At 71.0% G+C, this 23530-nt stretch carries 18 protein-coding genes; 10 read left to right on the forward strand and 8 right to left on the reverse strand.

Going from position 1 to position 23530, the window contains the following annotated elements; translation table 11 throughout:
- Window positions 1–48: 48 nt before the first annotated feature.
- From FNH21_RS11745 to FNH21_RS11755, 3 genes are read right to left on the reverse strand one after another with little or no spacing between them, the layout of a single operon-like run.
- On the reverse strand, window positions 49–1632 hold the full coding sequence (locus FNH21_RS11745; protein WP_152815737.1) for an LCP family protein: 1584 nt from the start codon (window positions 1630–1632) through the stop codon (window positions 49–51).
- Complete coding sequence (purE, locus tag FNH21_RS11750; RefSeq protein ID WP_152815952.1) at window positions 1629–2132, reverse strand: 5-(carboxyamino)imidazole ribonucleotide mutase; 504 nt, start codon at window positions 2130–2132, stop codon at window positions 1629–1631. The genes FNH21_RS11745 and purE overlap by 4 nt, the downstream gene beginning before the upstream one ends.
- 41 nt (window positions 2133–2173) lie before the next feature.
- Window positions 2174–3349 (reverse strand): 5-(carboxyamino)imidazole ribonucleotide synthase, encoded by a 1176-nt coding sequence (locus FNH21_RS11755; RefSeq protein WP_338403263.1) that lies wholly within the window; start codon window positions 3347–3349, stop codon window positions 2174–2176.
- A gap of 310 nt (window positions 3350–3659) precedes the next feature.
- On the opposite strand from FNH21_RS11755, the gene FNH21_RS11760 reads away from it, so the two are divergent.
- Entirely contained in the window at window positions 3660–4214 is a 555-nt protein-coding gene (locus tag FNH21_RS11760; RefSeq protein ID WP_152815743.1) for a GtrA family protein, read from the forward strand.
- Here FNH21_RS11760 and FNH21_RS11765 read toward each other — a convergent pair.
- The gene (locus tag FNH21_RS11765; protein WP_152815745.1) at window positions 4189–4962 is read right to left on the reverse strand and encodes a TIGR03089 family protein; all 774 of its coding nucleotides are present in this window, start codon (window positions 4960–4962) and stop codon (window positions 4189–4191) included. The genes FNH21_RS11760 and FNH21_RS11765 overlap by 26 nt on opposite strands.
- 264 nt (window positions 4963–5226) lie before the next feature.
- Between FNH21_RS11765 and FNH21_RS11770 the strand changes: the two genes are divergently transcribed.
- The 3 genes from FNH21_RS11770 (at window position 5227) to FNH21_RS11780 (ending at window position 11440) form a co-directional block, all read left to right on the forward strand.
- Window positions 5227–5820, forward strand: coding sequence for a WhiB family transcriptional regulator (locus FNH21_RS11770; RefSeq protein ID WP_152815748.1), 594 nt, complete (start codon window positions 5227–5229; stop codon window positions 5818–5820).
- A complete protein-coding gene (locus tag FNH21_RS11775; RefSeq protein WP_479682156.1) occupies window positions 5820–9299 on the forward strand; it encodes a glycosyltransferase in 3480 nt (1159 codons plus the stop codon). Before FNH21_RS11770 ends, FNH21_RS11775 begins: the two co-directional genes overlap by 1 nt.
- Before the next feature lie 293 nt (window positions 9300–9592).
- Entirely contained in the window at window positions 9593–11440 is a 1848-nt protein-coding gene (locus FNH21_RS11780) for a DUF5719 family protein (RefSeq protein ID WP_206687059.1), read from the forward strand.
- A gap of 85 nt (window positions 11441–11525) precedes the next feature.
- Here FNH21_RS11780 and FNH21_RS11785 read toward each other — a convergent pair whose 3' ends face one another.
- A complete protein-coding gene (locus tag FNH21_RS11785; protein ID WP_152815751.1) occupies window positions 11526–12020 on the reverse strand; it encodes a metallopeptidase family protein in 495 nt (164 codons plus the stop codon).
- A gap of 110 nt (window positions 12021–12130) precedes the next feature.
- Between FNH21_RS11785 and FNH21_RS11790 the strand changes: the two genes are divergently transcribed.
- The 4 genes from FNH21_RS11790 (at window position 12131) to FNH21_RS11805 (ending at window position 15875) form a co-directional block, all read left to right on the forward strand.
- Window positions 12131–12514 carry a DUF3499 family protein gene (locus tag FNH21_RS11790; RefSeq protein WP_191931903.1) on the forward strand — a complete coding sequence of 128 codons (384 nt, stop codon included), beginning with the start codon at window positions 12131–12133 and terminating at the stop codon, window positions 12512–12514.
- Between the two features lie 104 nt (window positions 12515–12618).
- Entirely contained in the window at window positions 12619–12810 is a 192-nt protein-coding gene (locus FNH21_RS11795; RefSeq protein WP_152815758.1) for a Trm112 family protein, read from the forward strand.
- Window positions 12811–12878: 68 nt separating this feature from the next.
- Entirely contained in the window at window positions 12879–14378 is a 1500-nt protein-coding gene (gene ahcY, locus FNH21_RS11800) for an adenosylhomocysteinase (RefSeq protein WP_152815761.1), read from the forward strand.
- A 159-nt stretch (window positions 14379–14537) separates the two neighbouring features.
- The gene (locus tag FNH21_RS11805; RefSeq protein ID WP_241743208.1) at window positions 14538–15875 is read left to right on the forward strand and encodes a L,D-transpeptidase; all 1338 of its coding nucleotides are present in this window, start codon (window positions 14538–14540) and stop codon (window positions 15873–15875) included.
- On the opposite strand, the gene FNH21_RS11810 is transcribed toward FNH21_RS11805, so the two are convergent.
- The gene (locus tag FNH21_RS11810) at window positions 15872–16711 is read right to left on the reverse strand and encodes an RDD family protein (RefSeq protein WP_152815767.1); all 840 of its coding nucleotides are present in this window, start codon (window positions 16709–16711) and stop codon (window positions 15872–15874) included. The genes FNH21_RS11805 and FNH21_RS11810 overlap by 4 nt on opposite strands.
- Window positions 16712–16838: 127 nt before the next feature.
- Here FNH21_RS11810 and FNH21_RS11815 point away from each other — a divergent pair, with 127 nt between their 5' ends.
- On the forward strand, window positions 16839–17831 hold the full coding sequence (locus tag FNH21_RS11815) for a stage II sporulation protein M (RefSeq protein ID WP_152815770.1): 993 nt from the start codon (window positions 16839–16841) through the stop codon (window positions 17829–17831).
- Between the two features lie 110 nt (window positions 17832–17941).
- Entirely contained in the window at window positions 17942–19435 is a 1494-nt protein-coding gene (locus FNH21_RS11820) for a TIGR01906 family membrane protein (protein ID WP_338403265.1), read from the forward strand.
- 96 nt (window positions 19436–19531) lie between these two features.
- On the opposite strand, the gene FNH21_RS11825 is transcribed toward FNH21_RS11820, so the two are convergent.
- Together FNH21_RS11825 and FNH21_RS11830 are read right to left on the reverse strand one after the other, a co-directional pair.
- On the reverse strand, window positions 19532–21406 hold the full coding sequence (locus FNH21_RS11825; protein ID WP_191931904.1) for an AMP-binding protein: 1875 nt from the start codon (window positions 21404–21406) through the stop codon (window positions 19532–19534).
- A gap of 42 nt (window positions 21407–21448) precedes the next feature.
- The gene (locus FNH21_RS11830; RefSeq protein ID WP_422108774.1) at window positions 21449–23080 is read right to left on the reverse strand and encodes a dolichyl-phosphate-mannose--protein mannosyltransferase; all 1632 of its coding nucleotides are present in this window, start codon (window positions 23078–23080) and stop codon (window positions 21449–21451) included.
- Between the last annotated feature and the right edge of the window lie 450 nt (window positions 23081–23530).

The following is a 23530-nucleotide window of genomic DNA, read 5'->3' on the forward strand; positions in this document are numbered from 1 at the left end:
CGCCGGGTGGTCAGCCGGTCGGGCGGGGGATGCCGCGGCGAGCGGCCGTCATGCGGGGGAACACTGCCCGTTGTCCGAGAGCAGCTCACCCAGCGTGGCGTCGTCGCCGATCGTCGCGAGTTCCTGCAGGTACTCCTCGGTGATGCCGTCGTCGGTGGTCTGGACGGGCACCTGAGCGGGTACCCGGGAGACGGCGCCGGCCCGTTCCAGGGGTAGTGGCGCCGCGGCCGCGGGGTCGGCGCCCTGCGCGACCATGTCCTGCACCCGGCTGTGGATCGCGTCGAAGTCGGGATAGGTCACGAAGTTCTCCGCCGGCGTGCCGAAGTCGGGCGGGCCTATGGTGAGACGCCTCGTCTCCTGGCCCTGGGCCTTGAGCCCCAGGTCCACGAAGCTCGCCAGCTGGTCCTGGGGGATGTCGGTCTCGACGATCTGCGTGCCGGCGGCGGCGATCGACTGGAACCGCGTCAGGACGGTCGCGGGGTCGAGCTGCGCGATCATGGCCTGCTGGACGCACTGCTGGCGGGCGATGCGGTCGTAGTCCGTCACGAACTCCCGCGATCGCGCGTACCAGAGGGCGTGGTAGCCGTCGAGGGTCTGGACACCGGGCTCGATCCAGCCGTCGGGCGGGTAGTGGCGGATCGGATCGGTGCCGGGGATCTCGCCCGCGGTGATCGGGACCCAGCCACCGGCGTCGATCCGGATGCCTCCCATCGCGTCGACGAGTTGCTCGAAGCCGCCCATGTCGACCAGGAGGTATGCCTGGACGTCGATGCCCAGCACGCCGCTCGCGGCGTCCATCATCGCCTCGGCCCCGGGGTCGTCCGCGTCGGGGTAGAGGTCCGTGTAGTTCTGCGCCACCTCGGTGTAGAGGCTGTTGATGATGCAGGGGTCGCCGCAGTTGTACCCGTCCGGGTAAATGTCCCACAGGGGCGAGTCGGCGGAGAACTGGGCGTTCTGGAAGTTGCGCGGGATGCTGAAGGTGACGGTCGATCCGCTCTCGGCGTCGACGCTGATCACCGAGATGCTGTCGGGTCTGCGCCCCGTCCGGTCCTCCCCGGCGTCCCCGCCCATGAGGAGGAAGTTGTACCGGCCGTCCACGGGGTCGAAGGCCGGCCCGGACTGGAAGATGGAGCCGACCGTGGACCGTCCCACGCTGAGGACGTAGGCGCCGTACAGGAGTGAGCCGCTGGTCAGCAGCATCAGGAGCGCCAGGGTGCCGGCGACCAGCGGACGGACCCTCCGCTCGAGCAGGGGCAAGCGGATCAGCCGCAGTGTGTTGACGAACAGGAGCGCCCAGCCGAGGGCGATGCCGAGCAGGACGACGATGAGGACGAGCGACCACCAGCGGTGGGTCACGATCCCGACCACGAGGGTCCGGTCCGTCACCGCGAGCACCAGTCCGAGGACGAGGAGAGCCCAGGCCGCGAAGGTGGTCCTCAGGGAGCGGCGTCCGAGCCGCCGGTCACCGGCGACGATCTGTGCCGAGCCCGGCAGGACGAGGGTCATGGCGAGCAGGACGAACGCCCGCTTGGTGCGGACGGCCGGTGGCGCGGATTGCGGGTACCGCACCGGGTCGGTGAGCTCCCTCGTCCCCGTGCCGAGGGAACCCTGCACGCGCGTGCCGGCAATCATGCGCCGTCCACCGTCGAACCGGCGATCCGGGTCCTGAGCGCGGCGCCCTTCCCCACCGCGGTCAGGCGCAGGGCGTCCGCGAACCGGACGAGCCGGTCACGGAGCGCCAGCGCCTCTGCGTCGGTCCCGGCCGCGAGCATCCGGACGGCGAGGAGCCCGGCGTTGCGGGCCCCGCCGATGGACACGGTGGCCACGGGGACCCCGGCCGGCATCTGCACGATCGAGAGCAGCGAGTCCATACCGTCGAGGTACCGCAGCGGGACGGGGACGCCGATCACGGGCAGGGGAGTGACGGAGGCAAGCATCCCGGGGAGGTGTGCCGCGCCGCCGGCGCCGGCGATGATGACGCGCAGGCCGCGCTCGTGGGCGGTGCGCCCGTACTCGATCATGGCCGTGGGCATGCGGTGCGCGGACACGACGTCGGCCTCGTAGGGGATGCCGAACTCGGCGAGGGCTGCCGCTGCGGCTTCCATGACCGGCCAGTCCGAGTCCGAGCCCATCACGAGTCCTACCTGGGCGTTCGTCACTGCGTTCCCTTCGGTCAATCCTGGTGGGTCGAGGGCGGCGCCGTGCCGTCGCGGAGGATCGCGGCGACCGTCGTGGCCCTCTGGCGGACGGAGGCGAGCGGTTCCCCCGGGCTCGCCAGCGCGTTCACGTGGCCGATCTTGCGGCCCGGACGGACGCCCTTGCCATAGAAGTGCACTTTAGCGGATGGTCCTGAGGAGAGAGCCGAGGCGTAGGCGGCGTAGATGTCCGTGTTCTTCCCGCCCAGGACGTTCTTCATGACGGTGTGCTCCGCCACCGTGTCGGTCGATCCGAGGGGGAGGTCGAGGACGGCGCGGAGGTGCTGCTCGAACTGGCCGGTCAGGGAGCCGTCCATCGTCCAGTGGCCCGAGTTGTGCGGCCGCATGGCGAGCTCGTTGACCAGGAAGCCGGGGCCCGTGCCAGGCGTCTCGAACAGTTCGACCGCCATCACCCCGGTGACCCCCAGCTGCTCCGCGAGCTGGAGCGCCGCCCTGGTGACGGCGTCTGCAACGCCCCGGGGGAGGTGCGGCGCCGGTGCGAGCACCTCGTCGCACACGCTGTCCACCTGGATCGACTCGACGACGGGCCAGGTCACGGCCTCGCCGGAGGGTCGGCGGGCCACGAGGACGGACAGTTCGCGGCTGAAGGGGACGAACTGCTCGACGAGCAGTTCCCCGCCCGTGAACCACGGCTCCGCCGCCGTCAGGGCTTCCTCGTCACGGAGGACCAGCACGCCCTTGCCGTCGTAGCCGCCCCGCGGCGTCTTGAGGACCACGGGCCAGCCGGACTCGGCAGCGAACGCCGCGAGCTCCGCAGTTCCCGACACCGCACGCCAGCGCGGATTCGGCAGCCCGAGCTCCTCGACCGCCCGGCGCATCACGAGCTTGTCCTGCGCGTGCAGGAGCGCGGCAGGTGACGGATGGATCACGACACCCTCTCGCGCGAGCTCCTCGAGGAGCTCCCCCGGGACGTGTTCATGGTCGAAGGTCACGACGTCGACCCCGGCGGCGAAGGAGCGGAGGGCGTCACGGTTCCGGTAGTCGCCGATCTCCGCGCGCGCCACGGCGGCGACGGCGGAGACGTCCGGCCCTTCCGCGAGGACACGCAGTTCGAGGCCGAGTTCTGTGGCGGGGCCTGACATCATGCGCGCGAGTTGGCCGCCGCCCACCACGCCGATCACGGGAAAAGTCACCATCACAGGGTACCCACGCAGTCTTCGGAGGCCGTCATCGGGCGTCCGGCGCGCGCCCCGACGGTAGGCGGCAGCGCGGGCGGGGGCGGAGCGACTCCCGGCGAGCTCCCAGCCGGTGTCCAGCCGATTCCCGACGCGGCGATGCGTTCGTGCCCGTAAAATGGTCCGAAACACGCCATGCAAGGGTCAGCCGGGCGGTCAGCCCAGCCGACCCCCATGTCGGTTGATCCAGTTGAGCGCAGGAGCAGCACGCTTCCGGCGGTGCACGGTGTTCGTCCCCAGACCGCGGAGGTAAGCAGTGGCAGGAATCATGGACAGGATCAGGGGCCTCGCGTCCCTCTTCTGGCGCGAGGTGGCGAAGTTCGGCGCCGTCGGAGGTGTGGCCTTCGTCATCGACAACGGCCTGTACTGGTACCTGATCCACGGGCCGATGAGCGGCAGCGAGGTCAAGGCGCGTTTCGTCTCGGCCGGCGTCGCGACGATGTTCGCGTGGGTGGCCAACCGCTACTGGACCTTCCGTCGGCGGCGCCAGCCGAATGCGGCGCGTGAGCTCGTCATGTTCGTCTTCATCAACGTCATCGGTATGGGCATCGCCGCCGGCTGCGTGGCGATCGCGAAGTACGGCTTCTCGGTGTCGGATACCAGGACCATCTTCGTCGTCGGCATCGCCGGCACGGTCCTCGCGACGCTCGTGCGCTTCGTCGCCTACCGTTTCTGGGTCTTCAACGTCGAACTCGACGAGGAACCCGAGTTCAGTAACGACCAGGAGATCCTGCACCCGCACGCCGCACCTGCCCGGTCCACCCCGGAGGCGACCCGCCAGGGCGATCACCGTCCGGTCAGGAAGGCCCCAGCCGGTCAGTGACCCGCTCGCCGGCGAGCATGCGGTCGGTGACGGGGACGCCGTCCTCCACCAGCACGAGAGTCCCCTCCTCCTGCCATACCGTGAGGGCGACGGCCAGGGTGCGCAGCGGATCGGTCCCGGCTTCGAGCAGCACCGTGGCAGGGCCCGCCGATCCGTCCGCGGCGGGGATGCCGAGCGGTGCCGGCAGTTCCCGGGCCGTGATCGCCCGCCCCCCATGGACGACCAGGACGGGGTCGACGGCGTCGTCATCCTGCGGGGACAGCGGATCCCCGAAGAAGACGTCCCCGTGGGAGCGGACCTCCGCGGCGTAGTCGACCGCTCCGCGGGGGAGCGGCCCGTCCCAGCGCAGGGCGAGCGATCCCAGCGCGACGCAGGCCAGCAGCCTCGGCGGATCGAGCGGCGACCGCTCACGCGAGGTCAGGACGATGTCGGCATCATCCGTGTCACCGCCTGTCGCCGGACCGCCGCCGGGCGCCTCCCCGGCATCGAGGACGACGACGGCCCCGACCTGCCAGCACGCGAACGCCAGTGCCAGCGTCTTCCAGTGGGGAGGGAGGTCGAGGGAGATCCTCGTGGACGCGGTGGCATCGAGCTCATCCACCAGGAGGTTGGCACTCTTGGCCACCCAGTTGTCGAAGACACGGCCCGAGAGCTCGATCCGGCCGTCGGCACCGTGCCAGACGAGCCGGGGTGACGAGGTGCTGACCGACCGCATCCTGGTCAGGACTTCGGCGGGTGTACGTGGCATGAGAGCCTCTTTCGGAAGGGTCGGGCGACGGCGGCGGCCGGCGCCGGGAGGGGCTGGACCGTTCGTCCGACGCGCCCACCAGATCAGGTAGTCGGATCGGCGTGGCGCCCGTGATTCTCCGGATCCGACTCTATAAGATCACCCCCGCCGCTTGACGTGAATCGACTTACACCCGTGTAATTAGACATCGGATTTGTTCCAGCAGCGGGGCGCGAGGGTCGACCCATGCTTGATGTTGGAACGGCAACACCGGGAAGGCTGACCATGGGGCAGGCAGAACGCACTCAGGAACGACCAGACATCGCAGCGCAGGCCTCTGCCCGCTACGGCTCCAGGGGTGTTCCTGCCGACTGGTTCCTCGACCCGGCTGATCCGCTTGCCGGCGAGCGCTACCGGGAGGGCTCGCTGTCCAGGCTCGAGGACCAGGCCACCGCCTTCCTCGCCGCCCACGAGGCGCTCGCCGACCTCCCGGACCTCGAGCAGGGCCCCAGCAGCCTGCTCGTCCTGCCGACCCCGGGTCCCGCCACCTCTCCCGTCCTTCCGGGCGTCCACGAGGACGCCACGCCCTCGGCCGCCCCGGCAGGGCGCCCCACCTGGATCGGGCTTCCCCTCGCACCGGGCAATGTCGACGACGACGGCGAGCTGTCCTGGCAGGCCGACTCGCTGTGCGCGCAGACCGATCCCGAGGCATTCTTTCCCGAGAAGGGCGGCTCCACGCGTGACGCCAAGAAGGTCTGCGGTTCGTGCATGGTGAAGTCCGAGTGCCTGGAGTACGCACTGGAGAACGACGAACGCTTCGGCATCTGGGGCGGTCTCTCGGAGCGCGAGCGCCGCAGGTTGCGGAAGCGAGCGGTCTGATCCGGCACAACCTCCGCGTCACCGCCGTTGTCGTAGCCCACAACGGTGCCGAGTACCTTCCGGAGACCCTGGAGGCACTCGAACGCCAAAGCCGCCCGGCCGACTTCTGCGTCGGCGTCGACGCCGGATCAACGGACCGCTCCGCTTCGATCCTGCAGCTCGACCTGCCGGTCGGGAGCCCCGTGGTCGGCGCGCCTGCCCGGGCGGGCTTCGGCATTGCCGTCCGCTCGGCGGTCGCCGAGATCCCGTCCCGCCCGTCCGGTGTGGAGGCCGACGACGACTGGCTCTGGCTGCTGCACGACGACGCCGCCCCGGAACCGGATGCCCTCGCCGAGATGCTGCTCGCCGTCGAGCGCGCGCCGTCCGTGACGGTGGCGGGAGCGAAGCAGGTCGCCTGGGACGATCGACGCGAGCTGGTCGACGTCGGGCTGTCCATCAGCAGATGGGCGGAGCGCCTGACCCTGATCGACGTGGACGAGCACGACCAGGGCCAGTACGACGCCCGCAGCGACGTCTTCGCGGTGAATTCCGCCGGCATGCTGGTCCGCCGCGACGTCTGGGACGAGCTCGGCGGCTTCGACCCCGCACTCCACGGCGTGGGCGACGACATCGACCTCTGCTGGCGGAACCGCGTCGCCGGTCACCGCGTCGTCGTGGTGCCCTCCGCCACGGTCCGCCATGTCGTCGCAAGGCCCCATCCCGTGTCGACGCCGCGCGCCGCACGCTCGGCCGAGGTGTACCTGAGGCTCAAGCACGCGCGGCTCTGGGCGGTGCCCTTCCTCGCTGTCGGCGCGGTCCTCGGCGGGTCGGGACGATTCCTGCTCAGCCTTGTGGCCAAGGACCCGGCGCACGGCGCAGGGCAGCTGCTGGGCAGCCTCGCCGGCGTCTCGCGGCCCGTCAACCTGTTCCGTTCGAGGCGCTCCGTATCCCGCACGCGGCGTCGGCCCCGTTCCATCGTCAGGCCTCTGATCACTGCGCGTCGCGACGTCTGGTCCCATCGGAGGTCGGTCCTGGACGCCTTCACGTCGCGCGGCTCCGCCGGACAGCAGGGGCCCCAGCACGTGGAGGAGTACGTCCCGTCGGGCGACAGCAATGACGACTTCGCCGCCCTCGCCGCCCCTGCGAGGCTCTGGGTGGGCCTGGGAGCCGTGGCTGCCGTGGTGCTGCTGCTCGCAACAGCCTTCGTGGGCCTGCACAGCCTGATCGGCGCCCCGGCGCTGGCCGGCGGCGCCCTGCTCCCCGTCGCGGCGACACCGGGTGCCGTCTGGGACAGCGCGACGTCGTGGTGGACAGCCCTCGGCACGGGCCTGGCCGCCCACGCGTCGCCCTTCGCCTTCGTCCTGTGGCTGCTGTCCCTGCTCGGTCTCGGTTCCGCCAACGCTGCCGTGGTGGTCCTGGTGGTGTGCGCCCTGCCGCTCGCAGGCCTCTCCGCCTGGTTCGCCGCCGGCGGACTGACGAAGTCCCGCGGGCTCCGGCTGTGGGCGGCGCTGCTCTGGGGCGCCGCACCGACCCTTCAGGTGGCGCTCGGCAGCGGCCGTCTCGGTAGCCTCATCGCGCACATCCTGCTGCCCCTGGCGCTCCTCGGGGCGGTCCGGGCTGTCGGCGCCGCGCTGGGGTCGCGCCCTGTTCCGGACGGCGTCTCCGCACCCGGGACCGGTGGGGTCCGCAGCTGGACCGCCGGAGCCGCGACCGGTCTGCTCCTCGCCCTCGTGACGGCATCCGCCCCTTCACTGTTGCCCTTCGTGGCCGTAGGACTGGCCTCCGCCCTGCTGATCGGACGGCGACGGACCCGCACGCTCTGGTGGGCACTGCTCCCGGTGGTCGCGCTGCACCTGCCGTACGTGCTGTCGGCGATCGGGGATCCTCGGGGGCTGCTCGGTGATCCCGGCGTCCCCAGGCCCTTCGAGGCGGCAGCTCCCTGGCAGCAGCTCCTCGGGTTCCCCGTCGCCTTCGACCCGATGCTGCCGCTCGCCGGAGCGGATCTCCTCGGGGACGGTCCCTGGGCCCTCGTCGCCGCTGTGGTGATCGGCGCACCCGTGGTGCTCCTCGCCGCCGCCGCCCTCTTCCTCCCGGGTGGACGCGGCACGGCGGTGCGGTGGTTCTGGGGCCTCGCCGTGCTGGCCTTCGCGCTCGCGGTGGCCTCGTCCGCGCTTCCCGTGGCCGCCGGCGCGACCAGCCTGATCGGAATCTTCCCCGGGCCGCTGGTCTCCGTCCTGGTCCTGTGCCTGCTCGCTGCGGCCCTGTCGGGGCTGCCCGGGAGGACGGACGACGTCGTCCGTCCACGCCAGGAGCCGGCACGACGACGCCTCGCTATCGTCGCGGGAGGGCTTGCCCTCGCTGTCGGGCCGGCGCTCAGCCTCGCGCTGTGGCTCGCCCCGGAGCTCGCGGGTCCGCCCGCGGGCGTCGTCGAACCCGTCGTCATCCCGGGCAGTCCCACCGAGGCCGCGCCGCTGCCCGGGCCGGGCACCACCGCCTTCGGCACCGCGCTCGGCCTCGAACCCGCAGCCGGACGTCCGCTGCCCGCCACTGCCGCGGACCGCGGGACCGGGGCCGACCGGACGCGCACGCTGGTCATCACGGTCGACGACGACGACACCGTGGGCGCCTCGCTGATGCGTGGTGCCGGGACGACCCTGGACGCGCTCAATCCGCTGTACGCCGCGAGGGACCTGCAGGGTGGTAACCCCGTCGCCGTGCGCGAGGACAGTGCGTCGACACGGATCCTCCGCACGAGCGTCGCCGTGATCGTCGGCGCTACCGGCGCGGATCCACGTGACGACCTGCGGGACCTGGGAGTCGGCTTCGTGGTCCTCCAGCAGTCCGACACCGCAGGAGATTTCCTGAGCGCCCGGATCGACTCCGTGCCCGGCCTCACCGCCGTGGGTGACACGGATTCCGGCCGGCTGTGGCGTGTCACGCCCGCCACGCTCGAGGACGGGACCGAGGATGCCGGCGGCAGCACGGCCCGTGTCAGGGTGCTCGCCGCCGACGGACTCACCCTTACCGCGGTGCCCTCCGGTCCGGTCCAGGCAGAAGGCGTCATCAGTCCCGGGCCCGCGGGCAGGACGCTCGCCATCGCGGAGGAGGCCGATCCGGGGTGGCAGGCGACGCTCGACGGTCGACCGTTGGATCGCGTGTCCGACGGCTGGCGCCAGTCCTTCGCGCTGCCGGCCGAGGGCGGGAACCTCCGGGTGACCTTCGCGAGCCCGTACCAGCCGTGGTCCGAAGCCGTCCAGGCCGTCGTGATCGGACTGACCCTGCTCCTCGCGATCCCGCTCCCGACGAGGCAACCGGTCACGAAGACGCGGAGCGGGCGCGGCGCCCTGAGGACCCCGGTCCGCCCACCGGTGGTCGGACGCTCCGGATCCCGCCCGGCGGAGCGTGACGGCCGGACATCGCATCCGCAGACCGTCGGCGACGGCACGGGACGCGATGACGACAGGGCGCAGCCGGTGACCAGTGGAAGTGGGTCGGTGTGATGTGGGGACGCAAGAGGCAGGCCGCGCCGACCGGTGACGCTCGCCCGGATACAGCTGCGCAGGCTCCTGACGGCGCGGCCGAGGAAGCAGCAGCGGATCGTTCGGCTGCGGGGGCGCCGGCCGCGTCGACGACCCTGTCGACGAACCCATCGACGACTGTTCCGGCGGACGACGACACCGGCACTGACCCTGCGGCCACCTCCCCTGACCTTGTCGCGTCCGGCGCTTCCGATGAATCAGCCGATCGGGCTGATGACGTCGTCGGGCCCGACGCCGAATTTGTCGCCGAGCCCGTGGATCGCGCTGATGACGCCGCCGAGCCCGACGCCGAACCTGTCGCCGGGCCCGTCGATCCCGCTGATGACGCCGCCGAACCTGTCATCGAGCCCGCCCCTGGCGCCCGTGACGCCCCCGATGCCCCCGAGCTCGCCGTCGTCGAGTCCCGCACCGTTGACACCGCCTCCCCATCCATCGACTCCGCGGTGGCCGCGCGCGCCGTCGCCCGGGACAGGGCGGCAGGAACGGGTACCGCTGCCGGTCGCCGGGCCCGACTCGGGGTCGCTGTGGGTGCCGCGACGGGCGTCGTCCTGCTGGCCGCGACCGCTGCCATCGCCTCCGGCGCCGTGGACGATGTGCTTCCGCGTCCCTCCGCCCAGGCCCTGGCCGTCCCGGCCGCGGCGGTGCCCGCAGGTGACTACTCGGCCGTCTGCCCGGCGCCACCCCGTCTCCTCGAGGCGACGGTGGACGGCGGCGATCCGCAGTTCAGTCCGGCATCTTCGACCGCGAAGACCACGGTGTCGGGCCTGGTGCTCAGCGACCTGAGTGCCACCGTGACCGGAAGCGGACTCCTGCCCGTGGGCGGTGAGGAGCCGCTCGCGCTCATCCAGCCGTTCACGTCCGAGTCCTCGCAGGTGGGCGACGCGCCCGCCAGCAGCGGTGAGGACGGACTCACGACCCGGATCGCGGGGACGGTGGACGGGGTGGCGGTCGACGCACCATCGGTCCTCCGGGCCCAGCCGCAGGGCGGGCTCACGCCCGTCGCCGCGGCGACCGCCACCTACTCGGCGAAGGACGGCGACCTGCGCGGCCTCGCAGCCACCGCGTGCCAGGTGCCGTCGAACGATTTCTGGCTCATGGGGGCGTCGACGACGGTGGGGGAGACATCCGTGCTCACCCTCACCAACCCGACGGTGACCCCCGCGACGGTGACTCTCGAGCTGTTCGGGCGGGAGGGCCCCATCGATGCGGCCGGCCTGCGCGGCCAGCTCGTCGCCCCCGGTGAGACACGGCAGATCGTACTCGCGGGACTCGCGGGCAACCAGGACCATGTCGCGCTGCGCGTCCGCAGCGACGGCGGGCGCATCGCCGGTATCATCCAGCAGAGCGTGCTCCGCGGACTCACGCCCGGCGGTGTCGAACTGCTGTCACCGGCCACCACCGCCGGGGTCACGCAGGTGGTACCCGGCGTCGTCGTCCAGGATCCGGACACGGCCCGGCGCATCCGCGACCAGGACGGCTACGCGACCGCCGCCCCTGAGCTCCAGGTGCTCGTCCCGGGGTCGAGCGATGCGGTGCTGGACATCAAGGTGTACGGCCCGGACGGGGAGGTGTCCCTGCCCGACGGTGGTGTCGCCACCGCCGCTGCAGGCTCTGTGACCACGGTCCCGCTCGCCGCGCTGCCGGAGGGCAACTACACGATCGCGGTGACCTCCGACGTCTCGATCGTCGCCGGGGCGAGGGTCACGCGCGGCATCGACGACGGCGAGCCCGTCGACTTCGCGGGAGCACGCTCGGCCGTACGGCTCGGCAGCGACCACGCCGTGGCCCTGGCCGAAGGGGTCGACACGGCTCTGGTGCTGGGGGCACCGACGGGCAGGGGAGAGGTGACACTGACGCCCGTCTCGGCCGACGGCGCGCTCGGTCAGCCGGTCGTCATCGGCATCGCCGGGGGTACCTCGATCACCGTGCCCTCGTCCTCGCTCGGCGCAGCGGCGGCGGGAGTGGTCATCAACGCGACGGGTGACCCGGTGTACGGCGCGCAGGTCATGACGACACCGGGCGCTGGGGCAGGCATCTCGGTCGCGAGCGTCGCCCCGGGTGCCGGCGGAGCGCAGAGCATCCCCGTGGAGCTGGGCTACTGACCCGATCAGCGCGCAGTGGAGCGGTCCGGGCGACGCCTGAAGACGGGGACTCGCGAGCCGACGGCAGCGGTGGCCCTCCGGGGCCTCAGGCCTGAGAGCGTCCGTAGGCCGGGTCGACGGCCTCGGGAGAGAGGCCCATGAGTTCCGCGGTCTGCTCGACCACGACATCGTGCACCAGCTCGTTGACCGGCATGAGCGACTTGGCGGCCATGAGGACCGGGTGCCGGTAGATCGTGATGACGGCGGGCCGGCCGGGAGCGGCGGGTGTGCACGAGCCGAGCAGATCCTTCAGCTCGTCGGCGGTCATCTCCTCGAGGCCGTCCGGGATCTCCTGCACCACGATCTGGAGATCGTGGATGCGCTCGCCCCACAGCCGCTCGAGTCGCTGCGCGGACTCCATCACCCAGTCGTCGAACTGCTCCGACCGGGAGCGTGATCCCGGGAGGTGGGGCGGGAGCAGCGTCCCACGTAGCCCACGGCCCCGCCGGTTGCGGCGGCGTTCGTAGAAGGACCTCGCGGGGCGTCCCTCGGAGGACGACGGATCGGTCAGGTCGACCGAAAAAGTGGACTCATCCTGCATGTAAAGACTCTAAGCCTTCGATCACGGGCCCGCACTCCATCGGTCAACGGACACCGCACGGGTGCGCCGGTGGCGGCCGATCATGTCGCAGGCCGGTAGGCTTGCCGATCGTGGGATCACTCCGTCAATGCTCCAGATCAGCCTGCCAGCGGTCGGCGGTAGCCACTCTGACCTATGTCTACGGTGACTCCACCGCCGTCCTCGGCCCGCTGGCCACCTACGCCGAGCCGCACACCTACGACCTCTGCGCCATCCATGCGGAACGACTGACCGTCCCGCGCGGATGGGAGGTCGTGCGACTGACCCTCCCCGATGCCGTGCCCGAGCACAATTCGGACGATCTGCTGGCGCTCGCGGACGCCGTCCGCGAAGCCGCGGCGGAACCCAGGACCGAGCCGGCCGTACCCCAGCAGCGCGGCAGCAGGGCTCCGATGGAACCGCCCGCAGGCGCCGGTCCCCGCCGCGGCCACCTCAGGATCCTCCGGGAGCCCTGAGGCAGGTCCCGCGGTCGGCGACCAGGAGTCCGTCGATTGAGGCCGTCGGAAGGCCTCGCGGTAGAATCGACGGAGTGTCTCCGTCCCCGAGCGAAAGCTGAACCATGGCGCATCTCCCAGCACAGCTGCTCGACGTCCTCCGGTGTCCCGTGACGGGCGCGAAGCTCATCCAGGATGGCGACGTGCTCAGGTCGGCCTCGCCGGGGCCCGACGGCAAGACCCCCACCTACGGACTGGACGAAGGCATCCCGGTGCTCCTCCGCGCCGAACTACTGGACGGTGCCGCCCGCTCCTGACGACGGGAAGCATCCCCGTGAGCAGTACGGCCCCGCACACTCCGAACCACAGCTAGGAACCGCAGACCATGACGTTCGACTTCAAAGTTGCCGACCTCTCGCTCGCCGAGGCGGGGCGCCACCAGATCCGCCTGGCGGAACACGAGATGCCGGGGCTGATGGCCCTCCGCGAGGAGTTCGCCGACACGCAGCCCCTCGCCGGCGCGCGGATCGCGGGGTCGCTGCACATGACGGTGCAGACCGCCGTCCTCATCGAGACGCTGACCTCCCTCGGTGCCGAGGTCCGCTGGGCCTCGTGCAACATCTTCTCGACGCAGGACGAGGCCGCCGCAGCCGTCGTCGTCGGCACGGGAACCGTGGACGAGCCCGCCGGTGTCCCCGTGTTCGCCTGGAAGAACGAGACCCTCGAGGACTACTGGTGGACCGCCACGCAGATCCTCACCTGGCCCGGCCAGGCCGAGGGACGCGGCCCGAACATGATCCTCGACGACGGCGGCGACGCCACGATGCTGGTGCACAAGGGCGCCGAGTTCGAGGCACTCGGAGCGGTGCCGGCCAACCCGCAGGAGGGCGACGCCGACTACTCCCACGAGTACACCGTCTTCCTCGACACCGTGCGCTCGACCTTCGAGTCGGAGCCGCACAAGTGGACGACGATCGCCGCCGGCATCAAGGGCGTGACCGAGGAGACGACGACGGGCGTGCACCGCCTGTACCAGCTCGCGGCCCAGGGCAAGCTCCTGTTCCCGGCCATCAATGTCAACGACTCCGTGACGAAGTCGAAGTTCGACAACAAGTACGGCATCCGCCACTCCCTGCCCGACGGGCTGAACCGGGCGACGGACGTGCTCATCGGCGGCAAGGTCGCCGTCGTGTGCGGCTACGGCGACGTCGGCAAGGGCGCAGCCGAGGCCCTGCGCGGCCAGGGCGCCCGCGTCATCGTCACGGAGATCGATCCGATCTGCGCACTGCAGGCGGCGATGGACGGCTACCAGGTGACCACGCTCGAGAAGGTCCTCGGCCAGGGCGACATCTTCATCACCACCACGGGCAACAAGGACGTCATCATGGCGCGCCACATGGCGGGCATGAAGCACCAGGCGATCGTCGGCAACATCGGCCACTTCGACAACGAGATCGACATCGCGGGGCTCGCCCGCATCTCCGGGGTCGAGAAGATCGAGATCAAGCCGCAGGTGCACGAGTGGGTCATCCCGGCGAACGAGGCCGAGGGCGTCGAGCAGCACTCGATCATCATGCTCTCGGAGGGTCGCCTGCTGAACCTCGGTAACGCGACCGGGCACCCCTCGTTCGTCATGAGCAACTCTTTCGCCAACCAGACCATCGCGCAGATCGAGCTGTACACGAAGTTCGAGCAGGATGACGCCGAGGGCAATCGCGAGTACGAGAACGAGGTGTACGTCCTGCCGAAGATCCTCGACGAGAAGGTCGCCAGGCTCCACCTCGACGCACTCGGGGTCGAGCTGACGGAACTCACCAAGGGCCAGGCCGAGTACCTGGACATCGATGCCGCCGGGCCGTACAAGCCGGAGCAGTACCGCTACTGATCGCCGGATCCGTCCATCGGACCGACAGGTCGGCCGCTGCCGGAGCCCCAGGGCTCGGGCAGCGGCCGAATCGTTGTCGAAAACGGGCCGGTACCTGCGGAGCCCGGCAGCCGCCGTCGCGTAAAATCGCTGGGGGCAGCTACGGTGAGGGGCACACGCATGCGCATGAAACAGGAGTCCGGCGGGGATGCGGCACGCCGTAAGGGCTGGAAGGTCGCGGCGATCGGCGCTGCCGCGGTCGTGGTGGTCGGAGGTGGCGTGGGAATCGCCAGGGCGTCGCCCTGGGACGACGGGACGTCGTCGTCCTCGTCCGCACCTTCGTCAGCACCGTCGTCGACGTCGCCCACCTCGGCCGGATCCGGTGCTGATCCCACGGCCGGCGCTTCGACGAAACCCGCCGACCCTTCGGTGAGCGCGGCGCCCCCGGCTCCGGACGCCGCGCAGCTCACCGTCGGTCTCACCCCGACCGATCAGGCCTACGCCGTGAATCCGGCCACCGTCGCCGCGATCACCGTCACGGGCGGCACACTGGAGGCGGTCGAGCTCGTCCCACGAGCGGGCGGAATCGCTGTTGCCGGGGAGATCTCCGCGGAGGGCGGAACCTGGACGGCGACGGAGCGCCTCGCATTCAACACCGAGTACCTGTTCTCCTACACGGTCCGCGACTCCGCCGGCCAGTCCCAGCGGCAGACCTCGTCCTTCGTGACCGTCGAACCGGCCAATGAGGCGGACGCCGCGATGTTCCCGCGCGACGGCAGCACCGTCGGGACCGGCCAGCCGCTCGAATTCACCTTCAGCGAGCCCGTCGTGAACCGGGCCGAGGTGGAGAAGGCCATCACCGTGACCAGTACGAGCGGCCAACCGGGCGCCTTCTACTGGATCTCCGACACCAAGGTCCGCTACCGGCCGGAAACCTTCTGGGCCCCGAACAGCACCATCACGGTCACCGCGAACCTCTTCGGCGTCGACCTCGGCAACGGCATGATCGGCAACGGTGACACCGCCATGACGGTGAAGACGCACAACACGCGTCTCGCCGTCGTCGACAACGCCACGAAGACCATGAACGTCTACCTCGACGGGACGCTGGACCGCACCTTCCCCGTGACGCTCGGCACGGAGGACTGGCCGTCCACCGAGGGCTACATGGTGGTCATGGAACACTACGAGTCGACGAGGTTCACGGCCGAGTCGATCGGGCTGAAGCCGGGCGATCCCGCCTACTACCCCCCGACGGTGGTGAACCACGCCAGCAGGCTCAGCCTGGGCGGCGCCTTCGTGCATGAAGCCCTCCCCGCCGCGCAGGTGGCGCTCGGCAGCATCAACGTCTCGCACGGGTGCATCGGCATGTCGCCCGAGGGCGCCGAGTACTTCTACAATACGTTCGGCCCGGGCGACGTGGTGCAGATCCTGAACACCGACTACGGACCCATGTACGTGTGGGACGGGTTCGGCGACTGGAACGTCCCCTGGAACGAGTGGGTCAACCAGCCCTAGGAACCGTCCATGGTTCTGGCGGAGGGCTCCGCGTGCTGGTCGAACGGCAGCGTGTGGAGCCTTCTCGCCGTCGACTCCGCCCGCTCGCGCTGGCGCATCATCGAGGCGTAGTCCCGGTCCCGGCGCGCCGCGATCACGGCGTGCACGAACTCCTCCGGGTGCGTGTCCGACGGCGGTGCGGGGGAGACGTGGTGGCTCGCCTCGGCTGCGAGGTCGAGTGCGAGGGTGTGCCGCGCCTGCGGGGTCAGCTTGGGTGCCTGGGAGAGGAACTGCGACATGCGGCGGGCGAGGGCATCGGGCAGCCGGCCGATGTCCGCGGTCGCGGACCATTCCTGCAGCCGCGGGGGCATGACCGCCAGGGCGCGCGGCCTCGCCACGACCCGCTCCCGCATGGCGTAGGTCCCGGCCAGGAGGTCACCGAGCCGCTTCGAGCGCTCGTTGAACAGCGAGACGAGGAACGCGAGCGAGCCACCGAGCATGTAGATCTCCAGGATCGCGAGCATGCCCCGGATGAATGCATGCCGGAAGCGGATGGCGCCGCCGTCGTCGCGGACGATCCGCAGCCCCATCACCAGGCGACCCAGCGACTTGCCGCGCGTCAGTGTTTCAACGGTCACCGGCACGACGACGAGCAGCATGACCACGAGGACGAGCAGCAGGGCCGTGGTCAGCGCCTCGTCGAGCACACCCCGGAAGACGTTGCCCACCAGGAGGACCAGGAGGATCGCGACGACGAACTGGGCGATGATGTCGATGAGGACGCTCAGTCCCCGCGCCGCGAATCCTGCCGGCTTCAGTTCGAGGACGACGGCCTCCCCCGTGACGACCGAACTCATGACTACCCCCTGATCACCGGCCGCGGACGCGGCGTTCCCACCCAGCCTAGCGGCGTCGCCGACGGCGCCGTCGTGCGCTCGCCGACGCACCCCTGGCCCGCGCGCCCGCGGGCTATAGGGTGGGCGCATGGACGTTGACGCATTCATCGCCGTGCACCGCAGCGACTGGCAACGCCTGGACGACCTCGTGCGTCGCCGGCGGCTCGACGGGGCGGAGTCGGACGAGTTGCTGGTGCTCTACCAGCGCGTGTCGACGCACCTGTCGATCATCCGGTCCGTCGATCCGGAGAGTGCGCTGTCCGGGGCGCTCTCGACCCGGCTCTCGCGGGCCAGGACCCGCTTCACGGGTGCCCGCTCGAACGTCATGGAGGACGTGGCGCAGTTCTTCGTCATCTCCCTGCCTGCTGCCTTCTACCGCATCCGCTGGCTCACCGCTGCGGTGGGCGTGGTCTTCATCGCCGTCACGTGGCTCTATGCCGCCTGGGTGGTGAACACGCCGGGTGTCATCCCCGCGCTCGGGACGGACGAGGACCTCCGACAGTTCGTCGAGGAGGACTTCGTCAACTACTACTCCGAGAACCCGGCGGCCTCGTTCGCCGGGTTGGTCTGGACCAACAACGCCTGGATCGCCCTGCAGGCGGTGGCCTTCGGCGTCACGGGAATCTGGCCCGCCTTCATCCTCTACCAGAACGCCCAGGGCATCGGTCTGGCCGCGGGCATGATGGCCTCCTACGATCGGCTCGACGTCTTCTTCGTCTACATCCTGCCGCACGGATTCATGGAGCTCACGGCCATCTTCATCGCCACCGCCGCGGGCCTCCGGATCTTCTGGGCGTGGGTGGCACCCGGCCGTCGGCCCCGTTCCGCCGCCCTGGCCGAGGAGGGACGCTCCCTGATCACTGTGGCGCTCGGGCTGGTGCTCGTGCTCCTCGTCTCAGGCCTCGTCGAAGGGTTCGTGACACCGAGCCCCCTGCCTGCCTGGCTCCGCCTCGGCATCGGGTTCCTCGTCTTCGCCGCCTACTGGGCGTACACGCTGATCCTGGGACGACGGGCCGTCGCCGCCGGGCACCGCGGGGACCTCGGCGTCGTTGATCGGGGAGACGCCGTCATCACCGCCTGATCCCACCGCAGCGCAGTGCCGGGGAGTCTCCGGGCCGCGTGCAGGCATGCCCGGTATGGTCGGATGACGCCGACCGAGTGCCGGCGGGCATCGAACGAGGAGACAGCGCAGTGGCAGAGACCGAGAGTACCCGAGCAGCGGCCGGCGAGCGGCGACCGGACCACGACGACGCCGGTGCGGGTCTCGGCACCGACGGGGCCTCGTCCGCGGTGGGCGATGACCGCAGCGCCGGTCCCGGTGCCGACGATGCCCCGTCCGCCGGCCGGCGTCCCGGCACCACCGATGCATCGGGTTCCGACTCCGGCGGGATCGCCCAGCGCCACACCCTGCCCATGCGGAGGGCATCGACCGTGCCCGACGTCCCGGGCATCCTTGACGGGGAGGCGGAACGTGAGCGGGCGTCCGGTATGCCTGCCCCGGATGACGCGCCGGCCATGGAGGCGTCGCCGTCGACAGCCGTCACTCCGACCGTCGATCCTGCGGGGCAGGGAACGTCGTCGGATGACGCCTCACGGGAGGGGGCGCCGGCTGACGACCGCCACACCGCCGGCGGGAACGGCCTCGCTCCGACCGCGGCAGGGTCCATGCCAGGGTCCATGCCAGGGCCCATGGCAGGTGCATCGACGGCTTCGGGGTCCTCTGCAATCGGGTCGCCTGCAACCGGGTCGTCTGCTGCGGGGCAAGCCGTGAGCGGCTCGTCCGACACGGTCCGCGCATCGACCGCTGCCGCGCAGCCTGCACCGGATGACTCTCCGGACGGTCGGGAGCTGCACCCGCCCGGGGCCGAGCCCACGACCGACACCGGAGCGCTGTCGGTCCGGCCACCGGACAAGGACGTCGCCCGCCGGGCTGCGGTCCGGGACCAGGCCGTCTCGGCGAAGCCGGCTCTCCCGCGGTTCCTGCAGGTCGTCGTCGCCCTGTTCTTCCCCGTCATCGTCGTCGCTGCCGCCGTCCGCGCCGTCGCGACGTCGTCCTTCCTGTGGCTCGAGTACAACCGGCCGGGGTTCCTCGCCGACCAGTACGGGTTCTCGCTCGACGATCGGATGACGTACGGCTCCTACGCGCTGGACTACGTCCTGAACTTCGCGCCGCCCCGCTACCTCGGCGGACTCGTGACGCCGGAGGGGGAGCCGCTGTTCCTCGAGTCGGAGGTCGGGCACATGGCCGACGTGAAAGGGGTCCTCGGGCTGTCCTTCTTCATCGCGCTGGTGATGTTCGTCCTGGCCGTGGTCGCGTGCGTGTACCTCGCCCGGCGGTACAAGGGCGGCATCAGGCGCGCACTGTTCTCGGGTGCGGTCCTGACGCTGGTCGGGATCGTCGTGCTCACGGTGCTGGCGGTCATCGGGTGGCAGACGTTCTTCACCCAGGTGCACGCCCTGTTCTTCGCGGACGGGACGTGGACGTTCCGGGTCGACGACACCCTCATCCGCCTGTTCCCCGAGCAGTTCTGGACCGATTCGGCGGTGACCATCGCGGTGCTCGTCCTCGCGGCGACGATCCTCACGCTCGTGGCGACGTGGCCGACGAAGGCGCGCCGTGACCGATCGATGCTCGCCCAGGACGCTGCCCAGGCCAGGTACCGTGAGGCGCTGGAGAAGTCCTGACCCGAGGTCCTCCCGGGACGCGCCGCGCCGGGCCTGGCCCGGGTCCGTCGTGGACAGGGCGCACCGCCGCTTCGGGGCCGCGGCCCGAAGGAGGGGTCAGCGCTTCGCGTAGAGCTCGTCGAGGGCCGCTGCGTGGTCGGCGACGACGGCGGCCCGCTTCAGCTTCAGGGTGGGTGTCAGATGTCCCGACTCGACTGTGAACTCCGCCTCCAGGACCGTGAACCGCCGGATCTGCTCGGCACGTGACACCGTCGCATTCGCGGCGTCGACGGCGGTCTGCAGCTCCGCGAGCACCTCGGCGTCCCGTGCGGCGTCCCCGACCGTCAGCCCCTTCCTGCCGTGGCCCGCGGCCCAGCTGTCCAGTGCATCCCGATCGAGGCTGACGAGCGCTCCGATGAAGGGTCTGCCCTCGCCCACCACCACGGCCTGCGCGACCAGCTGGTGCTCCCGGAGCTTCTCCTCCAGCGGACCGGGTGCCACGTTCTTGCCGCCGGCGGTCACCAGCAGGTCCTTCTTGCGGCCCGTGATGGTGAGGAAGCCGTCGTCGTCGAGCGATCCGAGATCACCGGTGCGGAAGTAGCCGTCCTCGGTGAAGGCCTCGGCCGTCGCCTCGTCGTTCCGGAAGTAGCCGGCGAAGATCCCCGCGCCCCGCACCTGCACCTCGCCGTCGTCGTCGAGCCGGACGCTCGTGCCGGGCATCGGGATGCCGACGGACCCGACGCGCGTGAGCGCCACCGTGTTCACGGTGCACGGCGCCGTGCTCTCCGTCAGTCCGTAGCCCTCCTGGATCATGATGCCCGCGCCGCGGAAGAAGTGCGCCAGGTGCTCGCTGAGCGGGCTCGCCCCCGACACGGTGTAGGTGACCTCGCCGCCGAACACGGCGCGAAGCCGCGGGTAGAGGATGCGGTCGAACAGCGCGTGGGAGCCGCGCAGGAGGGGGGAGGGACCGCGACCGCCCCGACCGCGCGCCTCGAGGGCGCGCGAGTAGGCGACGGCGGTGCGCTCCGCCGCAGCGAAGAGCCGGCCCTTGCCGGACTCCTCGGCCCGCTGCGCGGCGGTCGCGTGGATCTTCTCGAAGATGCGGGGGACGGCGAGGAGGAACGTCGGCCTGAACGTCGTCAGGTCCTCGAGCAGCTGGGCGGCCGACCCCGAATGGGCCAGCGTGATACCGCCGGTGAAGCAGACCACCTGGACGGCACGGGCCAGCACGTGCGCGAGTGGCAGGAACATGAGGGTCCGGGCGTTCTCCTGCTTGAGGAACTCCGGCAGGAACTCGAGGGTGTTGACGGCGAAGAGGGCGAAGTTGCCGTGCGTGATGACGCAGCCCTTGGGGCGTCCGGTGGTCCCGGAGGTGTAGACGATCGACGCGGCATCGGCCAGTCCCCGCGAGGAGCGGGCGTCCTCGAGCCGTCCGTCGGCTACCGACGCGCCGTCCGCCATCAGGGTGCCGAGCGTCGGCATGGCAGGACCGACCGGCGCGTCGCCGTCGGCGTCGCACGGATCGACGGCGCCCAGGAGGGTCAGCCGGACGACGGCCGTCGCCTCCGTGCGGCCGCTGCGCGCCGCGGCGTCGAGGACGACGTCCGCCTTGGCCCGGTCTTCCACGAGCACGACGGCGGGCCGGGCGTCCTCGAGGATCCAGGCCACCTGATGCGCTGACGAGGTCTCGTACACGGGGACCGTGACGGCCCCCGCGAACCAGATGGCGACGTCGGCGAGCGTCCACTCGTACCGTGTCCTCGACATGACCGCGACGGCGTCACCCGGCTGGACGCCGTGCGCGATCAGGCCCTTCGCCACCGCGGTGACCTGCTCCAGGAAGGCAGCGGCGGAGACGTCCGTCCACGTGCCACCGGTTCGCTGTGCGTAGAGCGGGCGCTGCGGATCGGCGTCGTGCGTCCTCAGGAGCAGGTCCGTCACGTTGCCGGTCGGGGGGAGGTCGACCAGGAGGTCGGTGATGGCTTCGCGCACCAGGGCTCGCTTTCGTTCCGCAGGCAAGGGGGAGGGTCGGTCCTAGATCCAGCTGGGCAGCCACATGCGTGATCGCCACTGGTCGTAGGGGATGATCTCGGCTGTCCAGATGGGCAGGAAGTAGGCCGACAGCGCGACGGCCGCGGCCAGGAAGACCCCCACCAGCACGATACCCCGGCGGCGTCGGGCCGCGTCTGCTCCCCGTCCCCCCAGGACCAGGCCGAGGCAGTACACGAGCGCCAGGACGAGGAACGGCTCGAAGGCGACCGCGTAGAAGTAGAAGGTGGTGCGCTCCGGATACAGGAACCACGGCAGGTATCCTGCGGCTACGCCCGTCAGGACGGCTGCAGCCCGCCAGTCGCGGCGGCCGATCCAGAAGAAGAGCAGGACCACGAGGGAGAGAGCGGCGCTCCACCAGATCAGCGGGTTGCCGAGCACGGTCACGGCCTGCGAGCAGGAGTCGGTGCCGCATCCGCCGGGCGTCTCGTAGAAGAACGACGTCGGGCGCCCGACCACGAGCCACGACCAGGCGCTCGCCTCGTAGGGGTGGTCGGAGCCGAGGCCCTGATGGAACGTGTAGGCGCTGCGGTGGTACTCGGCGAGGGATCGCAGTCCGTCCGGTACCCAACGCCAGCCATCGGCGGGGTTCGTCGCGGCCCAGGTGCGGTCGTAGGCATCCGTGGAGCGGAACCATCCGGTCCAGGTGGCGAGGTAGGTCAGCAGCGCGACCGGCACGAGCGACACGAAGGCGAGCAGCCCGTCCTTCGACGCCCCGCCGAGCACCCAGTGATGCACTCCGGCGATGCGCCGGGCGCTCATGTCCCAGGCGACGGTCAGGAGGCCGAAGGCCGCGATGAACGGGATGGCCGACCACTTGGTGCCGAGCGCCAGCCCCAGGCAGATACCGGCGGCAACCCGCCAGGGACGCAGCCCGAGGAACGGTCCGTAGGCGAGCTGCCGGGGGGCGGGGACGCCGTCGTCGCGCTGTCCTGCCAGCGAGGCGAGGCGGCGTGCGAGGCGCCGTCGTCCGTCGTCACGGTCCAGCAGGAGCGCGGCGAAGGCGAGCAGGAGCCAGAAGCTCAGGAAGATGTCCAGCAGTGAGGTCCGGGACTCGACGAGATGGTGACCGTCCACGGCGAGCAGCAGCCCCGCTGCGCCGCCGAGCAGGGCCGAGCCGAACATGCGCTGCGCGACGAGGGCGAGCACCAGGACCGAGAGGGTCCCCACGAGGGCGGCCGAGAAGCGCCACCCGAAGGCGTTGTCGGAGCCGAACAGGAGCATCCCGAACGCGATCATCCACTTCCCCACCGGCGGATGGACCACGTAGTTGGGGGAGTCGAGCAGGACGTCGGGGTTCCCTGCGTTGAAGGAGTCGTTGGCGTCCTCGGGCCACGCACGCTCGTAGCCGGACTGCAGCATCGAGTAGGCGTCCTTGACGTAGTACGTCTCGTCGAAGACCAGGGTGCCGGGCTCGCCCAGGCGCACGAACCGGAGGACGCCGCCGAGCAGCGCCATCATCAGGGGCAGGATCCACCGGTGCGCCCCGCCCGGCGCGGCCAGGCCGAGGAGCCGGCTGCTCAGCGCGCCGTGCCCGAAAGCGAGAGCCGGGGACCTGACCCACGAGACGCCGTGGTGCGGAGAGTCCCCTCGGGGACGGACGGCGGTAGGGCTCACCCTGTCATGCTACCGGCGGTGCCTGCACACTCCCGGCAGGTCGGGAGATGCGGAGGACACCGCCGGATCTCCCGTCCTGGTGCGTCCGGTGGCGGCATCTTCAGGGCACACGCGGTGCGGCTAGGCTGGGGCCGTGAACCAGCCATACGACGACTCCGTGTCCGACGTGTCCGACCCGTCCGACGACGCCACCGACGGGATCGCCGCCGGCACCGCCCGGGACGGGACCGAGCAGGAGCCGGCCGGAGTAGGCGCCGACCTGCAGGAGGACGTGCAGGAGGAGCCTCAGGGACAGGACGAGCAGGGACAGGGCGCGCAGGGACAGGGCGCGCAGGGACAGGGCGCGCAGGGACAGGATGCCGACCCGGACGACGATGCGCGGTCCGACACCGGGGCGACCGTGGCCCGCGCGCCCATCACCGCGTATCGCGGTACGGCGGGGGACGGGAG

The sequence above is a fragment of the Arthrobacter bussei genome (assembly GCF_009377195.2).
GTDB lineage: Bacteria > Actinomycetota > Actinomycetes > Actinomycetales > Micrococcaceae > Arthrobacter_D > Arthrobacter_D bussei.

Bases quoted from the DNA above. Each gene is read 5' to 3' on its own strand.
- ahcY (WP_152815761.1), top strand. From the start codon at position 12,879: ATGACGTTCGACTTCAAAGTTGCCGACCTCTCGCTCGCCGAGGCGGGG.
- FNH21_RS11815 (WP_152815770.1), top strand. From the start codon at position 16,839: ATGGACGTTGACGCATTCATCGCCGTGCACCGCAGCGACTGGCAACGC.
- FNH21_RS11745 (WP_152815737.1), bottom strand. From the start codon at position 1,632: ATGATTGCCGGCACGCGCGTGCAGGGTTCCCTCGGCACGGGGACGAGG.
- FNH21_RS11795 (WP_152815758.1), top strand. From the start codon at position 12,619: ATGGCGCATCTCCCAGCACAGCTGCTCGACGTCCTCCGGTGTCCCGTG.
- FNH21_RS11770 (WP_152815748.1), top strand. From the start codon at position 5,227: ATGGGGCAGGCAGAACGCACTCAGGAACGACCAGACATCGCAGCGCAG.
- FNH21_RS11760 (WP_152815743.1), top strand. From the start codon at position 3,660: ATGGACAGGATCAGGGGCCTCGCGTCCCTCTTCTGGCGCGAGGTGGCG.
- FNH21_RS11805 (WP_241743208.1), top strand. From the start codon at position 14,538: ATGCGCATGAAACAGGAGTCCGGCGGGGATGCGGCACGCCGTAAGGGC.
- FNH21_RS11810 (WP_152815767.1), bottom strand. From the start codon at position 16,711: ATGAGTTCGGTCGTCACGGGGGAGGCCGTCGTCCTCGAACTGAAGCCG.
- FNH21_RS11765 (WP_152815745.1), bottom strand. From the start codon at position 4,962: ATGCCACGTACACCCGCCGAAGTCCTGACCAGGATGCGGTCGGTCAGC.
- purE (WP_152815952.1), bottom strand. From the start codon at position 2,132: ATGGGCTCGGACTCGGACTGGCCGGTCATGGAAGCCGCAGCGGCAGCC.
- FNH21_RS11785 (WP_152815751.1), bottom strand. From the start codon at position 12,020: ATGCAGGATGAGTCCACTTTTTCGGTCGACCTGACCGATCCGTCGTCC.